17 protein-coding genes, 1 tRNA gene and 1 pseudogene are annotated in these 17,275 nt (G+C 60.6%); 10 read left to right on the top strand and 9 right to left on the bottom strand.

All coding sequences use genetic code 11. From position 1 onward, the window contains the following. Positions 1–407, bottom strand: a pseudogene (locus Q7U49_RS14570) (disulfide bond formation protein B); the annotation flags it as partial. A 92-nt stretch (positions 408–499) separates the two neighbouring features. After that, complete coding sequence (locus tag Q7U49_RS14565) at positions 500–730, bottom strand: hypothetical protein (protein WP_296161316.1); 231 nt, start codon at positions 728–730, stop codon at positions 500–502. 82 nt (positions 731–812) lie between these two features. On the opposite strand from Q7U49_RS14565, the gene Q7U49_RS14560 reads away from it, so the two are divergent. After that, positions 813–1,085, top strand: a complete 273-nt coding sequence (locus Q7U49_RS14560; RefSeq protein ID WP_304765194.1) for an oxidative damage protection protein — start codon at positions 813–815, stop codon at positions 1,083–1,085. A gap of 188 nt (positions 1,086–1,273) precedes the next feature. Continuing rightward, entirely contained in the window at positions 1,274–2,836 is a 1,563-nt protein-coding gene (locus Q7U49_RS14555; protein ID WP_304765191.1) for an FAD-dependent oxidoreductase, read from the top strand. A 5-nt stretch (positions 2,837–2,841) separates the two neighbouring features. Here the strand turns inward: Q7U49_RS14555 and ppdK are convergent, their stop codons facing one another. From ppdK to lptF, 6 genes are all read right to left on the bottom strand, one after another. After that, entirely contained in the window at positions 2,842–5,568 is a 2,727-nt protein-coding gene (ppdK, locus tag Q7U49_RS14550) for a pyruvate, phosphate dikinase (protein ID WP_304765188.1), read from the bottom strand. 91 nt (positions 5,569–5,659) lie between these two features. Further along, complete coding sequence (locus Q7U49_RS14545) at positions 5,660–6,805, bottom strand: pyridoxal phosphate-dependent aminotransferase (RefSeq protein WP_304765185.1); 1,146 nt, start codon at positions 6,803–6,805, stop codon at positions 5,660–5,662. A 2-nt stretch (positions 6,806–6,807) separates the two neighbouring features. Beyond that, positions 6,808–7,761: a CysB family HTH-type transcriptional regulator gene (locus tag Q7U49_RS14540; protein WP_304765182.1), complete on the bottom strand. Its 954-nt coding sequence runs from the start codon at positions 7,759–7,761 to the stop codon at positions 6,808–6,810. Next, positions 7,758–8,144 (bottom strand): sirohydrochlorin chelatase, encoded by a 387-nt coding sequence (locus Q7U49_RS14535; protein WP_304765179.1) that lies wholly within the window; start codon positions 8,142–8,144, stop codon positions 7,758–7,760. The genes Q7U49_RS14540 and Q7U49_RS14535 overlap by 4 nt, the downstream gene beginning before the upstream one ends. Positions 8,145–8,188: 44 nt before the next feature. Then, on the bottom strand, positions 8,189–9,295 hold the full coding sequence (gene lptG, locus Q7U49_RS14530) for an LPS export ABC transporter permease LptG (protein ID WP_304765176.1): 1,107 nt from the start codon (positions 9,293–9,295) through the stop codon (positions 8,189–8,191). Beyond that, positions 9,292–10,404, bottom strand: a complete 1,113-nt coding sequence (lptF, locus tag Q7U49_RS14525; RefSeq protein WP_304765174.1) for an LPS export ABC transporter permease LptF — start codon at positions 10,402–10,404, stop codon at positions 9,292–9,294. Before lptF ends, lptG begins: the two co-directional genes overlap by 4 nt. Before the next feature lie 24 nt (positions 10,405–10,428). Here lptF and Q7U49_RS14520 point away from each other — a divergent pair, with 24 nt between their 5' ends. The 5 genes from Q7U49_RS14520 to Q7U49_RS14500 all read left to right on the top strand — a co-directional run bounded on the left by Q7U49_RS14520 (position 10,429) and on the right by Q7U49_RS14500 (position 14,047). Continuing rightward, entirely contained in the window at positions 10,429–11,877 is a 1,449-nt protein-coding gene (locus Q7U49_RS14520; protein ID WP_304765170.1) for a leucyl aminopeptidase, read from the top strand. 5 nt (positions 11,878–11,882) lie between these two features. Further along, complete coding sequence (locus Q7U49_RS14515) at positions 11,883–12,317, top strand: DNA polymerase III subunit chi (protein ID WP_304765167.1); 435 nt, start codon at positions 11,883–11,885, stop codon at positions 12,315–12,317. Positions 12,318–12,346: 29 nt separating this feature from the next. Beyond that, positions 12,347–12,592 (top strand): hypothetical protein, encoded by a 246-nt coding sequence (locus tag Q7U49_RS14510; protein WP_304765164.1) that lies wholly within the window; start codon positions 12,347–12,349, stop codon positions 12,590–12,592. 107 nt (positions 12,593–12,699) lie between these two features. Then, positions 12,700–13,893, top strand: a complete 1,194-nt coding sequence (locus tag Q7U49_RS14505; protein WP_304765162.1) for a branched-chain amino acid ABC transporter substrate-binding protein — start codon at positions 12,700–12,702, stop codon at positions 13,891–13,893. A gap of 64 nt (positions 13,894–13,957) precedes the next feature. Continuing rightward, positions 13,958–14,047 (top strand) — tRNA-Ser (locus tag Q7U49_RS14500). 26 nt (positions 14,048–14,073) lie between these two features. Here the strand turns inward: Q7U49_RS14500 and Q7U49_RS14495 are convergent. After that, positions 14,074–14,334, bottom strand: coding sequence for a DUF1653 domain-containing protein (locus Q7U49_RS14495; RefSeq protein WP_304765159.1), 261 nt, complete (start codon positions 14,332–14,334; stop codon positions 14,074–14,076). 130 nt (positions 14,335–14,464) lie between these two features. Between Q7U49_RS14495 and Q7U49_RS14490 the strand changes: the two genes are divergently transcribed. The 3 genes from Q7U49_RS14490 to Q7U49_RS14480 all read left to right on the top strand — a co-directional run bounded on the left by Q7U49_RS14490 (position 14,465) and on the right by Q7U49_RS14480 (position 17,048). Continuing rightward, on the top strand, positions 14,465–16,318 hold the full coding sequence (locus Q7U49_RS14490) for a glutamine--tRNA ligase/YqeY domain fusion protein (protein ID WP_304765156.1): 1,854 nt from the start codon (positions 14,465–14,467) through the stop codon (positions 16,316–16,318). 92 nt (positions 16,319–16,410) lie between these two features. Then, positions 16,411–16,701 (top strand): nucleotidyltransferase family protein, encoded by a 291-nt coding sequence (locus Q7U49_RS14485; protein WP_304765153.1) that lies wholly within the window; start codon positions 16,411–16,413, stop codon positions 16,699–16,701. Beyond that, a complete protein-coding gene (locus tag Q7U49_RS14480; RefSeq protein ID WP_304765150.1) occupies positions 16,698–17,048 on the top strand; it encodes a DUF86 domain-containing protein in 351 nt (116 codons plus the stop codon). Before Q7U49_RS14485 ends, Q7U49_RS14480 begins: the two co-directional genes overlap by 4 nt. The last annotated feature ends 227 nt before the right edge of the window (positions 17,049–17,275 follow it).

The following is a 17,275-nucleotide window of genomic DNA, read 5'->3' as shown; positions in this document are numbered from 1 at the left end:
CAGACTGGCCAGCACGAACACCAGGCTGAAGATAACAAAGGCCCAGTTGGCAATGGAGCCGCCCAAAAAGGTCCAGTCAATGGCTGAACAGTCGCCACTACCCTTGAAAATCATGGGATGGCGCGGCTCAGTGGAAAGTTTTCGATCATGCCGTAAAAATAACGGCCACAGGTGGCCACCTCGGGCGGATACCACTGCAGCCAGCTTTGCCGTGCTGCCACAAAGGCGCCAAAGCCGGCCGCCAGCAACAGCGCAAAGGAGCCCCAAAAATGGACGCGCCGGCTGCCGCTGACACTCAGCAGCCCGGCCACAAGTGCGACCGCGAAAAGCGCATAGCGCTGCACGATGCACATCGGGCAAGGTTCCAGCCCCTGGCTGTGCTGCAGGTACAAGCCAAACGCCAACATGGCGACGCAGGTCGCGCTTAAAAATGCAAAAACGCGCCGAGGCGCGTTGTCGAGCATCACCAGAAATGCGTTCGCCATGGACTCAGCACACCTTATTTGGACGCTTCATCGAGCGCTTTGCAAGACGGTGAACACACCGCCTGGGATTTGCCCAAAATTTTCTTGGACACCATCTGGGATCGGGCGCGGTGCTTGCCGCACAGGAAACACGACATGGTCGCGGCGCCAAATGAGGTTGCCGCTGTGAAAGGCGAACCTGACACTTTGGATTTATAGCGCAGGCCATCGGCCACGATTTTGGTTTTGGTATCTGCTTTTGACATATGGTGGATTTTAACGCAGGAGCGCGCCGGGCGAAAAACCTTGCTACAGTTGCACGCTTTGAATCCCTATTGAAAGATTGTTATGGCGCGCACTGTGAATTGCATCAAACTCGGAACGGAAGCTGAAGGACTCGACTTTCCACCCTACCCCGGTGAACTGGGCAAGCGCATTTGGCAAAGCGTCAGCAAGCAGGCCTGGGCCGACTGGCTCAAGCACCAGACCATGCTGGTCAATGAAAACCGCCTGAATCTGGCCGATGCACGTGCCCGCCAGTACCTGGCACGGCAAATGGAAAACCACTTTTTTGGTGCGGGTGCTGATGCCGCACAGGGCTATGTGCCACCCAAGGAATAAGCCCACGCCCGAACGCGGTCAAGCCAGAACAAGTGCAGCGGACAGCCCTGGACCAAAGCCCTGAAATCACCTGGCAGGGCTTGCCCTGCTGGCGCGTGCTGGACACGCAATTCGCGCAGGGCCAAGGTTTTTTCGATTGTTGGCAAGCCTGGCGCGCTGACCCACTGCGGTCACGTCTGTTGCACTATGTGGCATTCACTACGGCACCGCCCGCCACCTTGGCGCTATCAGGCCTCTTGGGCAGTCAGCCGGCGCTGGCGTCCCTGGTGCAGGAACTTGCCAGCCAATGGCATGCGCTGAGGCCGGGTTTTCACCGTTTTGTGTTGAACCAGGGCCAGGTGATGCTCACACTGTGCATCGGCGACACCTTGAATTTGTTGCGTCAGCAGCAGTTTGCAGCCGATGCGGTGCGATGGCGTGCGCCTGAGGCCGAAGCTGCTTCACTTTGGATTGTCAAGGCGCTGGCACGTTGTTGCCGCCGTGGTACCCGTCTGACGGTGGACGCTCCGAATGCCCAGGCCCAGTCGGACGTGACGCGGCATTTGATGCAGTGCGGCTTTGACCTGCAAACACCCGAAGCGGCCACCTTCGATACGGCGCCCGCCAGATTGGTGGCCAGCTTCAACCCGCGCTGGACCCTGAAAAAAACCCGGCAAACCACCCTCGCAAGCGCCTTGCCGGTGGGCAGCTGCGCGGTCGTGGGCGCGGGTCTGGCCGGTGCCAGCGTGGCTGCCGCATTGGCACGACGCGGCTGGCAAGTCACTGTGCTGGACCGGGCCGAGGCGCCGGCGGCAGGGGCTTCCGGCTTGCCGGTCGGCTTGGTCGTGCCCCATGTCTCGGCAGACGACTGCGCGCTGTCACAGCTGTCGCGCAGCGGCGTGCGCCTGATGCTGCAGCAGGCCCGCAGCCTGTTGCTTGCTGGCCAGGATTGGGCGCCAAGTGGCGTGCTGGAGCGTGATCTTGACAGCGGGCACCTCCATCCGCAAGACCTCTGGCACCCGCAAGGCGCCTGGATCAAACCCGCCCAGCTGGTGCGGGCCTGGCTCAGCCAAGCTGGCATCACCTTCATGGGCCAGACCGAGGTGAGCCAACTGCGCCGGCGCGATGGCCTATGGGAACTGCTGGATGAACATGGACAGCGCCTGTGCCGTGCCGAGCGTGTGGTGCTGGCCAATGCCTGCGGCGCTGAAACGCTGCTGCAACGCTTGCGTCGGGACGAGCCCGGGCGCGCTGTGGACTTGGCCAGGCTGCCCGCCATGCACGGCATGCGCGGCATGTTGAGCTGGGCGTTGCACGACGGCAAGGACCCAGGCGAGTTCCCGCCCTACCCGGTCAACGGCTCGGGCAGCATGGTGCCGCGCATCCCGGTGGCAGGCGGGGCCGCCTGGTTCATGGGCTCCAGTTACCAAGCCGAGGACCAGCCCGAGCGACCCGACCACGACAACCACCTTGCGAACTGGCAGCATTTACGGTCCCTGCAGCCCGCGTTGGCGGATGCCTTGCAGCACAAGTTTGAATCCGGCGAGGTCAAGCACTGGAAAAACACCCGCTGCGTCACCACCGACCGCTTGCCAGCGGTCGGCCCGCTGGAGGCGTCGGAGCAACCCGGCTTATGGATTTGCGCAGGACTGGGCTCGCGAGGCTTGAGCTTTTCGGTGCTGTGCGCCGAACTGCTGGCCGCGCGCTGGGGCGCTGAGCCCTGGCCGGTCGAGGCCAGTCTGGCCAAAGCCTTGAACGCCTTGCGCCACTGAGCCGCTCAAGGCTCAAGCGCCGCCTGGGCGGCCGCCAACCGGGCAATCGGCACACGGTAGGGTGAGCAACTCACGTAGTCCAGGCCCGCCCGGTGAAAAAACGCCACCGAGACCGGGTCACCACCATGCTCGCCGCACACACCCACTTCTAGATCCGGTCGCGCGCTGCGGCCCTTTTCGACCGCCATCTGGACCAGCAAGCCAACGCCTTTCTGGTCGATGGTGCGAAACGGGTCATGCTCGTAAATGCCCCGCTTGAGGTATTCGGGCAGGAACTTGCCGGCATCGTCGCGTGAAAAACCCAGTGTCATCTGCGTCAGGTCATTGGTGCCGAAAGAGAAAAACTCGGCTTCTCTGGCAATGCTGTCGGCCATCAGCACACCGCGCGGCGTCTCGATCATGGAGCCCAGCAGGTAGTCGAGGGTTTCACCGCGCTCGGCAAACACGGTGGCGGCAGTGCGTCGAATCACCTCGGCCTGGGCATTGAACTCGCGCACCGTGCCGACCAGCGGCACCATGATCTCGGTCTTGACATGGATGCCCGCGGCGCGCACGTTGAGCGCCGCCTCAAAGACGGCACGCGCCTGCATCTCGGTGATTTCGGGGTAGCTGATGCCGAGGCGGCAGCCGCGGTGCCCCATCATCGGGTTGAATTCATGCAGCTCTTCGACACGCATCCTGATTTTGCCCAGGGACACGCCCATCTCCGCCGCCATGGTGCGCTGGTTGGCTTCGTCATGCGGCAAAAACTCGTGCAGCGGCGGGTCCAGCAGGCGGATGGTGACCGGCAGGTCGTGCATCTCGCGGAACAGGCCCTCGAAGTCGCCGCGCTGCATCGGCAAGAGTTTGGCCAGCGCCTTGCGTCGGCCCGCCTCGTGGTCGGCCAGGATCATTTCACGCACCGCCAAAATGCGCGCGCCCTCAAAAAACATGTGCTCGGTGCGGCACAGACCGATGCCGGTGGCGCCAAAATTGCGCGCCACCCGGGCCTCGTCCGGGGTGTCGGCATTGGCGCGAACATCCATGCGCCGGTACTTGTCGGTCAAGGCCATGAGTTTGCCAAAATCACCGCTCAGCTCGGCGTCCTTGGTGGCGATCTTGCCTGCATACACCTCGCCGGCAGAACCATCGAGCGAAAGCCAGTCACCCTCGTGGTAAACCGCTTCACCGATGCTCATGGTGCGGGCCTTGAGGTCCACATGCACCGCGCCCGCACCCGAAACACAGCACTTGCCCATGCCCCGCGCCACCACAGCGGCGTGCGATGTCATGCCACCACGCGCGGTAAGAATTCCCCGGGCCACACTCATGCCGCGCAGGTCTTCCGGAGAGGTTTCCTGGCGCACCAGAATCACGTCCTTGCCGGCCTTGGCCCAGGTTTCCGCTTCATCGGCGTGAAACACCATCTGACCGGTGGCGGCGCCGGGCGAGGCCGGCAGGCCACGCGCCAAAATCACCGCCGCCTTGCGTGCCCCGGGGTCAAATATCGGGTGCAGGAGCTCATTGAGGCGATCAGGAGCGACGCGCTGCAACGCCGTTTTCTCGTCAATCATGCCCTGCTGCAACATCTCCATGGCAATGCGCACCATGGCCGAGCCGGTGCGCTTGCCATTGCGGGTTTGCAGCATCCAGAGCTTGCCCTGCTGGATGGTGAATTCGATGTCCTGCATGTCCCTGAAGTGGTTTTCCAGCGTGGTCTCAAAGTGCAGCAGCTGCTGGTAAATGTCGGGCATCAGCTCCTGCAGCGACGGGTAGTGCAGGCGTCGCTCTTCCTCGTTGACCAGCGCCAGCTCGGCCCAGCGCCGCGACCCGACCAGCGACACCTGCTGCGGTGTGCGGATGCCGGCCACCACGTCTTCACCCTGGGCGTTGACCAGGAACTCGCCATTAAAAAGGTCCTCGCCAGTGCCGGCATCGCGCGAGAAAGCCACGCCGGTGGCGCTGTTGTCACCCAGGTTGCCAAACACCATGACCTGCACGTTCACCGCCGTGCCCCAGGAGGCCGGAATGTCGTTGAGCTCGCGGTAGACGCAAGCGCGCTCATTGTTCCAGCTCTCGAACACTGCCCAGACCGCGCCCCAAAGCTGTTCCCACGGGTCGGTGGGAAAGTCGCGACCGATGCGCGCGCGGATCAGCGACTTGAAGCGCTGCACCAGCTCCCTGAGGTCGTCGGCGTCCAGGTCGGTGTCGAGCTTGACGCCCTTTTGCGCCTTCACCATGTCGATGATGACTTCGAACGGGTCGTGGTCTTCCTTGGACACCGGCTTCAGGCCCATCACCACGTCGCCATACATCTGCACAAAGCGGCGGTACGAGTCCCAGGCGAAGCGTGCGTTGTTGGTTTTGCGCGCCAGGCCCAAAACGGCCTCGTCGTTCAGGCCCAGGTTCAGAATGGTGTCCATCATGCCGGGCATGGAGGCGCGCGCGCCGGAGCGCACAGACAGCAGCAGCGGGTCGCTGGCGTCGCCAAAGGTCTTGCCCATTTCTGCTTCGAGGAACTTCACACCGGCCAGCACTTCAGCCTGGATCAACTCAAAAACAGCCTCGCGACCCTGTGCGGTGAAGGCGGTGCAGGCCTCGGTGCTGATGGTGAAGCCCGAGGGCACCGTGATGCCCAGGCGGCACATCTCGGCCAAATTGGCGCCCTTGCCACCGAGCAGGTTTTTCATGGAAGCAGTGCCCTCGGTGCGGCTGCTGCCAAATACATAAACGAATTTTTCAGGGGTGTTCATGATTAGTCCTTGGTCAAAGTACTGACGGCATGATGGGCCACCCCTGCCGGGCTTGCATTGATGAACCGCAAGCTTCGGCCTCGCAACCGGCTTACAAACGCTGCAATTTTTCCAACGCGAGCTTCAAGGTGTCGGTTTTTTTGCCAAAACAAAAACGCACCACCTGCTGATCAAACCCTGCGCCGTAAAAGGCCGACAGGGGAATGGCTGCCACGCCGATCTCGGCGGTGAGCCATTTGCAGAAATCGGCCTCCTTCAGGTCATTGATCTGCGAGGTGTCGACACACTGGAAATAAGTGCCCTCACAGGGCAGCAGCTTGAACTTGCTGTCTTTCAGCCCGGCGCGAAACAAGTCCCGCTTTTCCTGGTAAAAATCAGCCAGCTGGAGGTAGGCGTCCTGGTGCGCCATGTAGGCCGCCAGGCCGTACTGCACCGGGGTGTTGACGGTGAACACATTGAACTGGTGCACTTTGCGAAACTCATGGGTAAGCGCCGCCGGCGCCGCCACATAACCCACTTTCCAGCCGGTCACATGGTAGGTCTTGCCAAAACTGGACACCACAAAGGCGCGCACCACCAGGCCCGGGAACCTGGCCGCACTCTGGTGCTGCTGGCCGTCAAAGACCATGTGCTCATAGACCTCGTCGCTGATCAAAACCACATTGGTCGGGGCCAGCAAGGCCTCCAGCTGACGCATTTCGGCCGAGGTCCAGACCGTGCCGCTCGGGTTGTGCGGCGAATTGACGATGATGGCGCGCGTTTTGGGCGTGATGGCCGCCGCAATTTTTTGGAAATCAGGGCGGAAGGTGCCAGGCGTCAAGGGCACCCGCACCGTGACACCGCCGGCCAGCTCGATGTTGGGCACATAGCTGTCGTAACAGGGCTCAAGCACGATCACCTCGTCACCCGGGTGCACGATGGCCAGAATGATCGTCAGGATCGCCTGGGTGGCGCCCGCGGTGATGGTGATCTCGGTGCCTGGGTCGTAGGAAAACTGGTAGAGCGCCGCGATCTTGTCGGCCACGGCCTCGCGCAAGACCGGCACACCCGTCATCGGCGGGTACTGGTTTTTGCCCTGCTGCATGGCCAGGGTGACGGCATCGACCAGGCGCGGATCGCAGTCAAAGTCGGGAAAGCCCTGGCCCAGATTGACCGCATTTTTTTCGGTCGCCAGGGCGGACATGACGGTGAAGATGGTGGTGCCGACGTTGGGGAGTTTGGTTTGGAGGCTAATCATTTTTACAACTCATAATCATTGACATGCCCGGTCATGGCGCGGGCGACGAGGTTGCGGGTCAGGCGGGAGCTGAGCAGCTCGGCAAACTGGTAGACAAAATTGCGCAGGTAGGCGCCGCGCTTGAAGGCGACCCGGGCCACATTCTGGCCGAACAACTGGCCGGCCGGCCGCACCACCAGTTCGGGGTTGGGGCCGCCGTCCACCAGGTCGCGCACCGACATTTCGGCCGCAATGCCCACGCCCAGCCCGAGCTTGACATAGGTCTTGATCACGTCCGAGTCAATGGCTTCGAGCGCAATGCGGGGCTCCAGCTTGCGCACCGCAAAGGCATGGTCGATCTTGGTGCGTCCGGTGTAGGACGGGTGGTAGGTGATCAGCGGTTCGTGGGCGATGTCTTCCAGCGTCAGGTGTTCTTTGACGCACAGCGGATGCCCCACCGGCAACACCAGCACGTGCTGCCATTCATAACAAGGCAGAGACACCAGCTCGTCAAAACCGTCCAGTGACTCGGTGGCAATGCCGATTTCGGCCACCTCGTCCATCAGCATCTGCGCCACCTGCTTGGGCGAGCCCTGGTGCAGGCTGACGTTGACCTTGGGGTAGGCCAGTCGCAACTTGGCCACAGGTTCGGGCAGCACATAACGCGCCTGGGTGTGGGTGGTGGCGATTGACAGGGTGCCACTGTCCTCGGCGCTGAATTCGTCGCCAATGCGTTTCAGGTTGGTGACTTCGCGCATGATCAGTTCGATGCTCTTGAGCACTTGCTGGCCGGGCTCGGTGACCCGTTTCAAGCGTTTGCCGTGGCGCGCAAAAATCTCGATGCCCAGTTCTTCCTCCAGCTCGATGATGGCTTTGGAAACCCCGGGTTGCGAGGTGTGCAGGGCCTTGGCCGCCTCGGTCAGGTTGAGGTTGCGCCGCACCGCCTCCTGGACAAAACGGAATTGATGCAGGTTCACGCGACCGTCACCGCCTGGTTTGCTGCGGCGGGCATGGCAATCTGCGCCAGCAGTTCCACCACACGGGCGTCTTCCCCTACCGAGGGCTGCAAGTAAAAACAAACCTTGGGGTAGTCCACCTGCAAGGCCTGCACCAGTTCCGGCAAATCTTCGCGGGCGTGTCGGCCCACCCCCAAAAACATGGGCACGATGGTGATGCCGTTGACACCCAGCGCCACCAGTTCTGCCGTGGTGCTGGCCAGATCGGGCTCGGTGATCTCCAGAAAGGCGCAGCGCACGCAGCACTGCGGATCCAGCGCCAGCATGCGCTGCGCCACCGTGTCGATGGGAACGCGCCAGAGCGGGTCGCGTGAACCATGTCCAAAAAGAATCGTCGCTTGCATACGTCGGGTACCTTCAATCAGGGTTAAAAATCAAACACAGGTCTTCAGCGTCTGAACACCAGCCAGCCGAAGGCCATCAAGGACAACACGGAGTAAATCATGCCCGGTATGGCCGCTGTCAGCCACGGCTGCCAGTTTTGCAGGTTGCCAATATACCCAAACACGTTGTTGAGCAAAAAGAAACTGATGCCGGCCATGACACCGCCAAACACATAGGTGGTGATGCTGCCCGAGCGAAAGTGCAGGTAGGCAAAGGGCAGCGCCAGCACCACCATGACCAGGCAGCTCAAGGGGTAAAACACCTTTTTCCAGAACTCGATTTCATAGCGTTGCGCGGCCTGCCCGTTGCTTTGCAAATGCTGAATGTATTGAAACAGGTCAATGGTGCGCATGCGCTCGGGCTTGAGCAGCGCAGCAGACACCATTTCTGCACTGAGGTGATTCGGCCAGCGCAAGGACGCCAGCGGAACCAGTTCGACACGGGCTGTGGTGGCTTCAGCCGCCGGGAACTCGGTGCGGTTGACCTGCTGCAACTGCCAGGACTCGTCGTCTGATACCGTGGCCGACTCGGCCTGCATCATCGACGACAGAAAACCACGGTTGTCAAATTCGAAGATGCGGATGTCGTGCAACACGCCGTCGGAGGCCAGTTCGCCCACATTGACGGCGTACTGGCCGTAGTCCTGTTTTTCCTTGAGCCAGGCACCCGTTTGCCCGACCGTGATGCGCCCGGTGTAGCGTGCCTTGAGCAACTGGGCGGTCCGGTCTGCCATGGGTGAAATGTAGTCACCCAGCGCAAAAGTAAACATGACAAAGCCCAGCCCCAAGATCAGCAAGGACCTTAAAGCGCGCCACGGCCCTAAGCCACTGGTGCGCAAAATGGTGAATTCGGAGCTTTGCGCCAGCCGCGCCATGACAAAAATGGTGCCGATCAAGACTGCGATGGGCATCAGTTCATACAGGTGCGTGGGAATGAGCAGGGCCACATAGCTCAGCGCTTGGGTCAGCGTGTAGCCGCTCGCCGCATAACGCCCCAACGCCTCCATTTCTTCGACCAGATCGAAGAAAAAGAACAAGGACAAAAACCCGATCACGACGAAGGCGCCGGCGCGCAGGATTTCCCAATAAATCAAACGGCGGATGGTTTTCATGGCGACGGCAGCTTGCGGCGACGCTGCAACAAGCCCAACATTTCGCGCCACTGCAAGTTGAGATGCATCTTGGCGAGCCACAACACGGCCAACACAAACACACCGCCATGCAGACCCAGCATCACCGGGGCAAAGCTGAGCCGGCCCGAGGAAATCATGTTTTGGCCGAAACTGAGCAGGTTGTAATAAAGCACAAAGGTGAACAGGGCAAACACCAGATTGCCACTGCGGCCCATGCGCGGATTGACGCCTGACACCGTCACACCAATGATCACGAGATTGAACGAAGCCAGGATCAAGCCCAGCCGCCACGACACCTCGGCCCAATGCACTGGCGTCAGGTCATTGAGCAGCTCAAGCGTGGTGCGGGTCTTGACCGGCACGTAATTCATTTGGTCCAGCTCCGCCTGGCTGATCTGAACGCCGTATTGCTCAAATTCGCTGAGCTTGAGCTCTTGCGAGCCCGGCGTGCGCTCCAGCCGCTGGCCGTTGTCAAGCAACAAAAATCTGCCGCCCGGCAGCGTTTCAATACGACCACTGCGCGCCGAGGTCACGGTTTCCTTGCCCTTGTCGGTGGTGGCAATGAAGACATTGGCACCCGCCTGATTCCCGGACACCTCTTTTTCAACAAAAAACACGCGTGATCCGTCAGCCGATTCCTGGAACCGGCCCGGTTCCACACGCTCCAGGTCACCGCGTTGCTGGTATTGATTTTTAAGCTCTTCAATGCGCAAATTGGTCCAGGGCAGGATGACCAGGGCCAGACCGGCCACGACCGCAAAAACCGGCCAGGAAAACCGCAGCAAGGGCTTGACCAGGGAAAACAAGCCCCGTCCGCTCGACTGCCAGATCACCATTTCACTGTCCACAAACATCCGCGTCAGGGTGGAAATAATGGCAATGAACAGGCCCAGGGTCAACAGCGTGGGCAGGTAGGCCAACACGGTGTAACCCATAACCAGAAACACGTCAGACGGATTGAAGCTGCCGCGCGAGGCCAGGCCCAGCGTACGGATCAGGGTCATGGTCATGACGACCGTGACCAACACGATCAGTGTCGCACCAAAACTTCGGGACAGCTCTTTGCGTAAGGATGAATGGAATAACATTGCTTCACTTGGAAAGGCTGAATTATGAACTTTGAACTGTTGAATTTGGATGCGGCGCAAGCTGGCCATGAAAAATGTGATGTTTTGCTGCTGCTGCTCACAAGCACCTTCAAGGCGGGCAGAAACCCTTTGTCCAGCCTGATCAGCAAGGCACTGAAGGCCGGCGACCTGGCCGACAAGCCCGGCAGCCTGCTCGACATCTACCGCCCGGTCGGCCTGGCTTGCGCACGGCTGGTCTTGGTGCAGCTGGCGGATGGCAAGCCAGGCAGCGTCCGCAAGGGCGTGGCGGCGGCCGTGGCCCTGATCAAGGCAGCCAAGCCCAAACAGCTCACCCTGTGTTTTGACCAGGCGCCGGGCAGCCAGGCGCTCCACGTGGCCTTGAGCACCGTGGCCGAGGCCAGTTACGTCTACACCACCACCTTGAGCAAGGCCGAGGCGCGCACTCTGGCGCGGGTCAGGCTGGGCGTACCGAACAGCACTGAGCTGGCCACCCCCTTTGCCCAGAGTGTGGCCACCGTGCGCGGCATTGAGCTGGCCAAGGAGTGGGCCAATCGGCCGGCCAACCACGCCACGCCGAGCCATCTGGCGCGCGCAGCCCAGGCCTTGGCGAAATTGCCACGCATCAAATGCGACGTGATGAACCACAAGGAGGTGGAGAAACTGGGCATGGGTGCTTTTCTGGCGGTGGCACAGGGCTCGGCTGAGCCCCTGAAATTCATCGAGTTGCACTACAAGGGTGCAGCCAAGAACCAGCCCCCGGTGGTGCTGGTGGGCAAAGGCATCACCTTTGACAGCGGTGGCATCTCCATCAAGCCCGCCGCCGAGATGGATGAAATGAAGTACGACATGTGTGGCGCCGCCAGTGTGCTGGGCGTGTTCAAGGCGCTGGCCGAACTGCAACCCGACATCAATGTGGTCGGCCTGATCCCGTCTTGCGAAAATCTGCCCAGCAGCCGCGCCGTCAAACCGGGCGATGTGGTGACCAGCATGAGCGGCCAAACCATCGAGATCCTCAACACCGACGCCGAAGGCCGGCTGGTGCTGTGCGATGCCCTGACCTACGCCGAGCGCTTCAAGCCCCAGGCCGTCATTGACATTGCCACGCTGACCGGCGCCTGCGTGATTGCCCTGGGCGGCGTGCGCAGCGGCTTTTTTTCAAGCGACGCCGCGCTGTCGGCTGCCATGGCCCAAGCCAGCGAAGCCTCGCAAGACCTGTGCTGGCCCATGCCGCTGGACGACGACTACGCCGAGGGGCTGAAAACCAGCTATGCCGACGTGGCCAACGTGGCCGGGCGTCCCGGCGGCGCCATCACCGCAGCCAAATTTCTGCAACGCTTCACCGGCAAGTACCCCTGGGGTCACCTGGACATTGCCGGCTCGGCCTGGAAAAGCGGCGCGGCCAAGGGTGCCACTGGCCGCCCGGTGGGCTTGCTGCTGCACTATGTGCTGTCGTTGCAGACGCCGGCCGCCTGATGCCCGTGCCAAAAGTCGAATTCCACACCCAGGTGCCGGACCGGCTGCTGTATGCCTGCCGTTTGCTGCGCAAGGCAGCAGCCAGCGGCGCACAGGTGCTGGTGACCGCAGACGAAGAAACCCTGGCACAGGTCGACCAGATGCTCTGGACGTTTTCGGCCATCGATTTTGTGCCCCACTGTTTTGCGGATGCGCCGCCGAACCTGCTTGAAAACACCCCCATTGTGCTCAGCGCAAGCCCGCCAGCCCAGACGCAACTGGGCATTCTGCTGAACCTGGGACCGGACCTGCCCGCTGGCTTTGAGCAGTTTGCACGCATCATTGAAATCGTCAGCGAGGACATGACCGACCGACAGCAAGCGCGCAAGCGCTGGAAACGCTACGCCAGCGCGGGCTGCGCCCTGAGCAGTCACGACCTGCAAGCCGCGACCACAGCATGAACCTACCCGCGCGTCACCCTCCCCGCTTCGTGCCCACCCTCACCGAAAGGGTGGACCCGCCCGGGGCCAACACCACGGCCACCCAGACCCATGCTGATGCAGAGGCCTTGGTCAAAGAAGTTTTGCAGCAACTCCAGCCCGTGCTGGCACAACATTTGCATGACCTCAATGCGCGAATGCAAAGCACGCTTGAATCCCTGGTGCGCCAGACCGTCGTGGATGCCCTGAAGACCCAAAATCAAGCTGATCCGAATGCTGTACCGGGCGAGCTTTGAAATTGATGCACCATATTGGTAACTTCCCTATGGCGCAACGATTCAATCTAGGCTATCGTGCAACGCTGAATATTTTTCTGCAATTTCCTTTTTAATGGAGTTTTTCTATGCGCATTCAAAGTACCTTGACCCTGATCGCTGCAGCCACGCTGTTGGTTGCTTGTGGCAAAAAAGAAGAAGCTGCGCCCGCCCCGGCTGCTGCACCGGCAGCCGCGCCAGCACCGGCTGGTAACGTGGTCAAAATCGGTCACGTTGGTCCCACCAGCGGCGCCATTGCCCACCTGGGCAAAGACAACGAGAACGGCGCGCGCATGGCCATTGACGAACTCAATGCCAAGGGTGTCATGCTGGGTGGTCAAAAGGTCACTTTCGAGTTGCTGGCTGAAGACGACGCCGCCGACCCGAAACAAGGTACCGCCGTTGCGCAAAAATTGGCTGACGCCAAAGTGGCCGGTGTGGTCGGTCACCTGAACTCCGGCACGACCATTCCCGCCTCCAAGATCTACAGCGATGCGGGCATTCCCCAAATCTCGCCCTCCTCCACCAACCCCAAGTACACCCGCCAAGGCTTCAAGACCACCTTCCGGATGGTGGCTGACGACACCCAACTGGGCGGCACGCTCGGCAAGTATGCCGTCGAAACCCTCAAGGGCAAATCCATCGCCGTCATTGACGACCGTACCGCTTACGGCCAGGGCGTTGCCGAAGAGTTCGCCAAGGCTGTTGAAGCCGCTGGCGGCAAAGTGGTTGCCAAGGAATTCACCACCGACAAAGCCACCGACTTCACCGCGATCCTGACCAGCATCAAGGCCAAGAAGCCCGATGTGGTCTTCTTCGGCGGCATGGACGCCGTGGCCGGCCCCATGATGAAACAAATGAAAGGCCTGGCCATGAAGCCCAAGTTCATGGGTGGCGACGGCATCTGCACGACCGAACTGGTCAAGCTGGGCGGTGACGCCATTGCCGACAACCAGGTCTATTGCGCTGAAGCCGGCGGTGTGGACGGTGAAGCCAAAGTGGGCATGGAAGAATTCAAGGTCAAGTACCAGGCCAAGTTCAACACCGACGTCAAGCTTTACGCACCTTACGTCTATGACGCGGTCAACGTCATGGTCGCTGCCATGGTCAAGGCTGACTCGGCTGATCCGGCCAAGTACCTGCCCATGCTGGCGGCAACCGCCGATTACAAAGGCGTCTCCGGTCCTGTGGCATTTGATGAAAAAGGCGATATCAAGAACGGTGCCCTGACCCTGAAGACTGTTCGCGCTGGCCAACTCGAAACCCTGGCGGTGATCCGCTAAACCAAAAATTCTATTGCTCCGAAGCCCGAAACCACCCGCCCAGGCGGGTAGAATCCCCAGCTTCGGAGCGGTGGATGAGTGGTTTAAGTCACACGCCTGGAAAGCGTGCGGGGAGTAAAATCCCCCGGGGGTTCGAATCCCCCCTGCTCCGCCAGATACAAGCCTAAGTAGTTGATCTACTTAGGCTTTTTTATTGGGGACGGCCAACTGCACAAACCGCGGAACCGTGCCCTCAGCCGTGCTGACAAGGTCATGGAATTCCGCCAGGGGGCGCATCCAGAGCACGTCCTGGCTGTCACCTTGCAGCGGTTTGTACAGCACACCCGGCTGCAGCGTGGCCTCAATCAGGCAGTGGCCGACGACAGAATAAAGCCCGCCCTTGTAGTGCCGGAGCTGAGTGCCCGGTGCGAAAGCCTGCGGCTGCGAATCAATCAATGGCATCGAGGCTCCTGGGTCAATTTGAATATCAGTGCTTTATACCCGCTCCTCCTGCTTGCTCGAACCGAGCCAGCTTTCGTTTGACTTCGGTCATACCGCCCAAATGACCCAGCCGCCGCCTAAAATCTCAGTCATGAGCCTGCCCACCCCCACCCAGAACAAGCCTGCTGCGAATGCAGTGGCCACCGACGTTGTCAAACCCAGCAATTTTTTGCGCCAGATCATCGAATCTGACCTGGCCAATGGCACCTACGCCAGCCGCCGATGGGGTGGCAGCCCGGGTGATGCGGCGCACCACGCCAAGGGCCAGCCCGACCCCGCCAAAATCCGCACCCGTTTTCCCCCGGAACCCAATGGCTACCTGCACATTGGCCACGCCAAAAGCATCTGCCTGAACTTTGGCCTGGCGCGCGACTATGGCGGCGTGTGCCACCTGCGCTTTGACGACACCAACCCCGAAAAAGAAGACACCGAGTACGTCAACAGCATCATCGACTCGGTGAAGTGGCTCGGCTTTGAATGGAACGGCGCCCCCGATGCCGCGCCCTACCAGGCCAGCGACTACTTCGACTTCATGTACCGCGCTGCCGAGTATTTGATCGAAGCCGGCCACGCCTACGTGGACGAGCAAACGGCCGAGCAAATGCGCGTCAACCGGGGCGACTTTGGCAAGCCCGGCATTGACAGCCCTTACCGCACCCGCACCCCCGCTGAAAACCTGGAACGCTTCAGGCAAATGCGCGACGGCCAGCATGAAGACGGCGCCATGGTGCTGCGCGCCAAAATCGACATGGGGTCACCCAACATCAACCTGCGCGACCCGGCCATCTACCGCATCCGCCGCGCCACGCACCACAACACCGGCGACAAATGGTGCATCTACCCGATGTACACCTATGCCCACCCGATCGAAGACGCGCTGGAGCAGATCACCCACAGCATCTGCACGCTCGAATTCGAAGACCAACGCCCGTTTTACGACTGGCTGATGGCGCGGCTAATTGAAGGCGGCCTGCTGGCCAGCCCACCGCCGCACCAGTACGAGTTTGCCCGTCTCAACCTGACCTATGTGATCACCAGCAAGCGCAAGTTGGCGCAACTGGTGTACGACCACAAGGTATCAGGCTGGGACGACCCGCGCATGCCAACCATCGTCGGCCTGCGCCGCCGCGGCTACACCCCTGCAGCGTTGCAACTGTTTGCCGAGCGCATCGGCGTGACCAAGAGCGACAGCTGGATCGACTATTCAACCCTGGAAGGCTGCCTGCGCGAAGACCTGGAACTCAAGGCGCACCGCGGCATGGCCGTGCTGAACCCGGTGAAGCTGGTGCTGACCAACTGGGACGAGGTTTTTGCGCCCGGCCACCTGGAGCCCTGCAGCCAGCCTGCCCTGCCCCATCATGCACATGAAGCGACACAAGGCGTCGCGGAAGGTACCGAGCCACCGCCGGCCCGCCAATTCAGCATCGGCAAAGAGGTGTGGATCGACCGCGAAGACTTTGAAGAAGTGCCGCCCAAGGGCTACAAGCGTTTGTTCCCGGGCAACAAGGTGCGCCTCAAAGGCGGCTATGTGATCGAATGCACCGGCTGCAGCAAAGACGCGAACGGACAGATTACCGAAGTGCTGGCCACCGTGGTGCCCGACACCAAGAGCGGCACACCCGGCAGCGAAACCGTCAAGGTCAAAGCCGCCATCACCTGGGTCGGCGTGGCCAACGGCGTCAACGCCGAAGTGCGCCTGTACGACCGCCTGTTCCTGGACGCCCAACCCGACGCGGGCGGCAAAGACTTTATCGAGAGCCTGAACCCGAACAGCCTGAAGGTCATCACGGCCATCGTCGAGCCGTCACTGGCCAATGCTCTGCCGGGTCAGAACTTCCAGTTTGAGCGGCATGGCTACTTTGTGGCGGATCGGGTGGACCATGTGCAGGGCAGCAAGCCTGTGTTTAATCTGGCGGTGGGGTTGAAGGATAGTTGGGGGAAGTAATCGGTAGGTAGCGGCCCCGTTCCTAACCCGCCATGCCAAAGAGTTCGTGGCCTACTTACACAAAACTGGTTAGCACGGCTAAACTTCAACCCATGCGTCCCTCAGAAGCTCTCTACCTCTACCGCACGCAAATCCGCGAAATCGCGCTGCGCCACCGCGTCAGTGGTGTCCGGGTGTTTGGCTCAGTGCTGCATGGAGACGATACGACTGACAGCGACCTTGACTTGTTGGTAGAACCCACCTCACTCACAACAATGATGGACATTGGTGCCATCCGCTTCGAGTTGAAAAAACTCCTGGGCCTAAATGTGGACGTGCTTACCCCAAATGGCTTGCCGGCGAAGTTTCGAGATCAAGTTTTGCGCGAGGCTCAACTGGTATGAGCCGCGCTGACCCGTTGCGCGTTGCCGACTACTTGCAACATATTCTGGAAGCCATTGCCAATATTCAGGACTACACGGCTGGCATGGATTTGGATGCTTTCATGGACGACCGCAAAACCCGTGACGCTGTGATTCGTAACCTGGAGGTGATTGGGGAAGCCTGCAACAACGTCGCCAGGAACCACCCTGATTTCGCCTTACAACATGCCAATGTGCCTTGGGGTTTCGCCTATGAAATGCGTAATGCACTGGCGCATGGCTACTTCACCGTAGATTTGGCAGTTGTCTGGCAAACGGTTCAAAACGATTTACCAGCGCTCAAGTCACAAGTCTCACGTTTGACCTGAAACACGCGTTGACAGTAAGACACAACTCGACGTAGCGCAACAAGAGGTGTCGGCATGGGGTAGAAATGTGGCTGGTTCATGGAATGCTTGCGAGGTTCGGAGCAATTTAAAAAAGCCAGAAGCATTATCTTGCAGGGCCAGCCAAGCACCCAACGCCTGATAATCTGTGTGACTTTGCAGGTCGCTCAAGGCGTAAGCGCCAGAGCAACTTGAATGCGGTAGCTCTC

It is taken from the genome of Rhodoferax sp. (genome assembly GCF_030653815.1).
GTDB lineage: Bacteria > Pseudomonadota > Gammaproteobacteria > Burkholderiales > Burkholderiaceae_C > Rhodoferax.
The sequence above is the reverse complement of the archived record's forward strand: the minus strand, read 5'-3'. Positions and strand labels throughout refer to the sequence as shown.

What these genes read in the sequence shown, in the direction of transcription:
- Q7U49_RS14505 (WP_304765162.1), top strand. Translation starts at nt 12,700, where the DNA reads ATGCGCATTCAAAGTACCTTGACCCTGATCGCTGCAGCCACGCTGTTG.
- Q7U49_RS14545 (WP_304765185.1), bottom strand. Translation starts at nt 6,805, where the DNA reads ATGATTAGCCTCCAAACCAAACTCCCCAACGTCGGCACCACCATCTTC.
- lptG (WP_304765176.1), bottom strand. Translation starts at nt 9,295, where the DNA reads ATGAAAACCATCCGCCGTTTGATTTATTGGGAAATCCTGCGCGCCGGC.
- Q7U49_RS14520 (WP_304765170.1), top strand. Translation starts at nt 10,429, where the DNA reads ATGAACTTTGAACTGTTGAATTTGGATGCGGCGCAAGCTGGCCATGAA.
- Q7U49_RS14480 (WP_304765150.1), top strand. Translation starts at nt 16,698, where the DNA reads ATGAGCCGCGCTGACCCGTTGCGCGTTGCCGACTACTTGCAACATATT.
- ppdK (WP_304765188.1), bottom strand. Translation starts at nt 5,568, where the DNA reads ATGAACACCCCTGAAAAATTCGTTTATGTATTTGGCAGCAGCCGCACC.
- Q7U49_RS14535 (WP_304765179.1), bottom strand. Translation starts at nt 8,144, where the DNA reads ATGCAAGCGACGATTCTTTTTGGACATGGTTCACGCGACCCGCTCTGG.
- Q7U49_RS14490 (WP_304765156.1), top strand. Translation starts at nt 14,465, where the DNA reads ATGAGCCTGCCCACCCCCACCCAGAACAAGCCTGCTGCGAATGCAGTG.
- lptF (WP_304765174.1), bottom strand. Translation starts at nt 10,404, where the DNA reads ATGTTATTCCATTCATCCTTACGCAAAGAGCTGTCCCGAAGTTTTGGT.
- Q7U49_RS14560 (WP_304765194.1), top strand. Translation starts at nt 813, where the DNA reads ATGGCGCGCACTGTGAATTGCATCAAACTCGGAACGGAAGCTGAAGGA.
- Q7U49_RS14565 (WP_296161316.1), bottom strand. Translation starts at nt 730, where the DNA reads ATGTCAAAAGCAGATACCAAAACCAAAATCGTGGCCGATGGCCTGCGC.
- Q7U49_RS14495 (WP_304765159.1), bottom strand. Translation starts at nt 14,334, where the DNA reads ATGCCATTGATTGATTCGCAGCCGCAGGCTTTCGCACCGGGCACTCAG.
- Q7U49_RS14485 (WP_304765153.1), top strand. Translation starts at nt 16,411, where the DNA reads ATGCGTCCCTCAGAAGCTCTCTACCTCTACCGCACGCAAATCCGCGAA.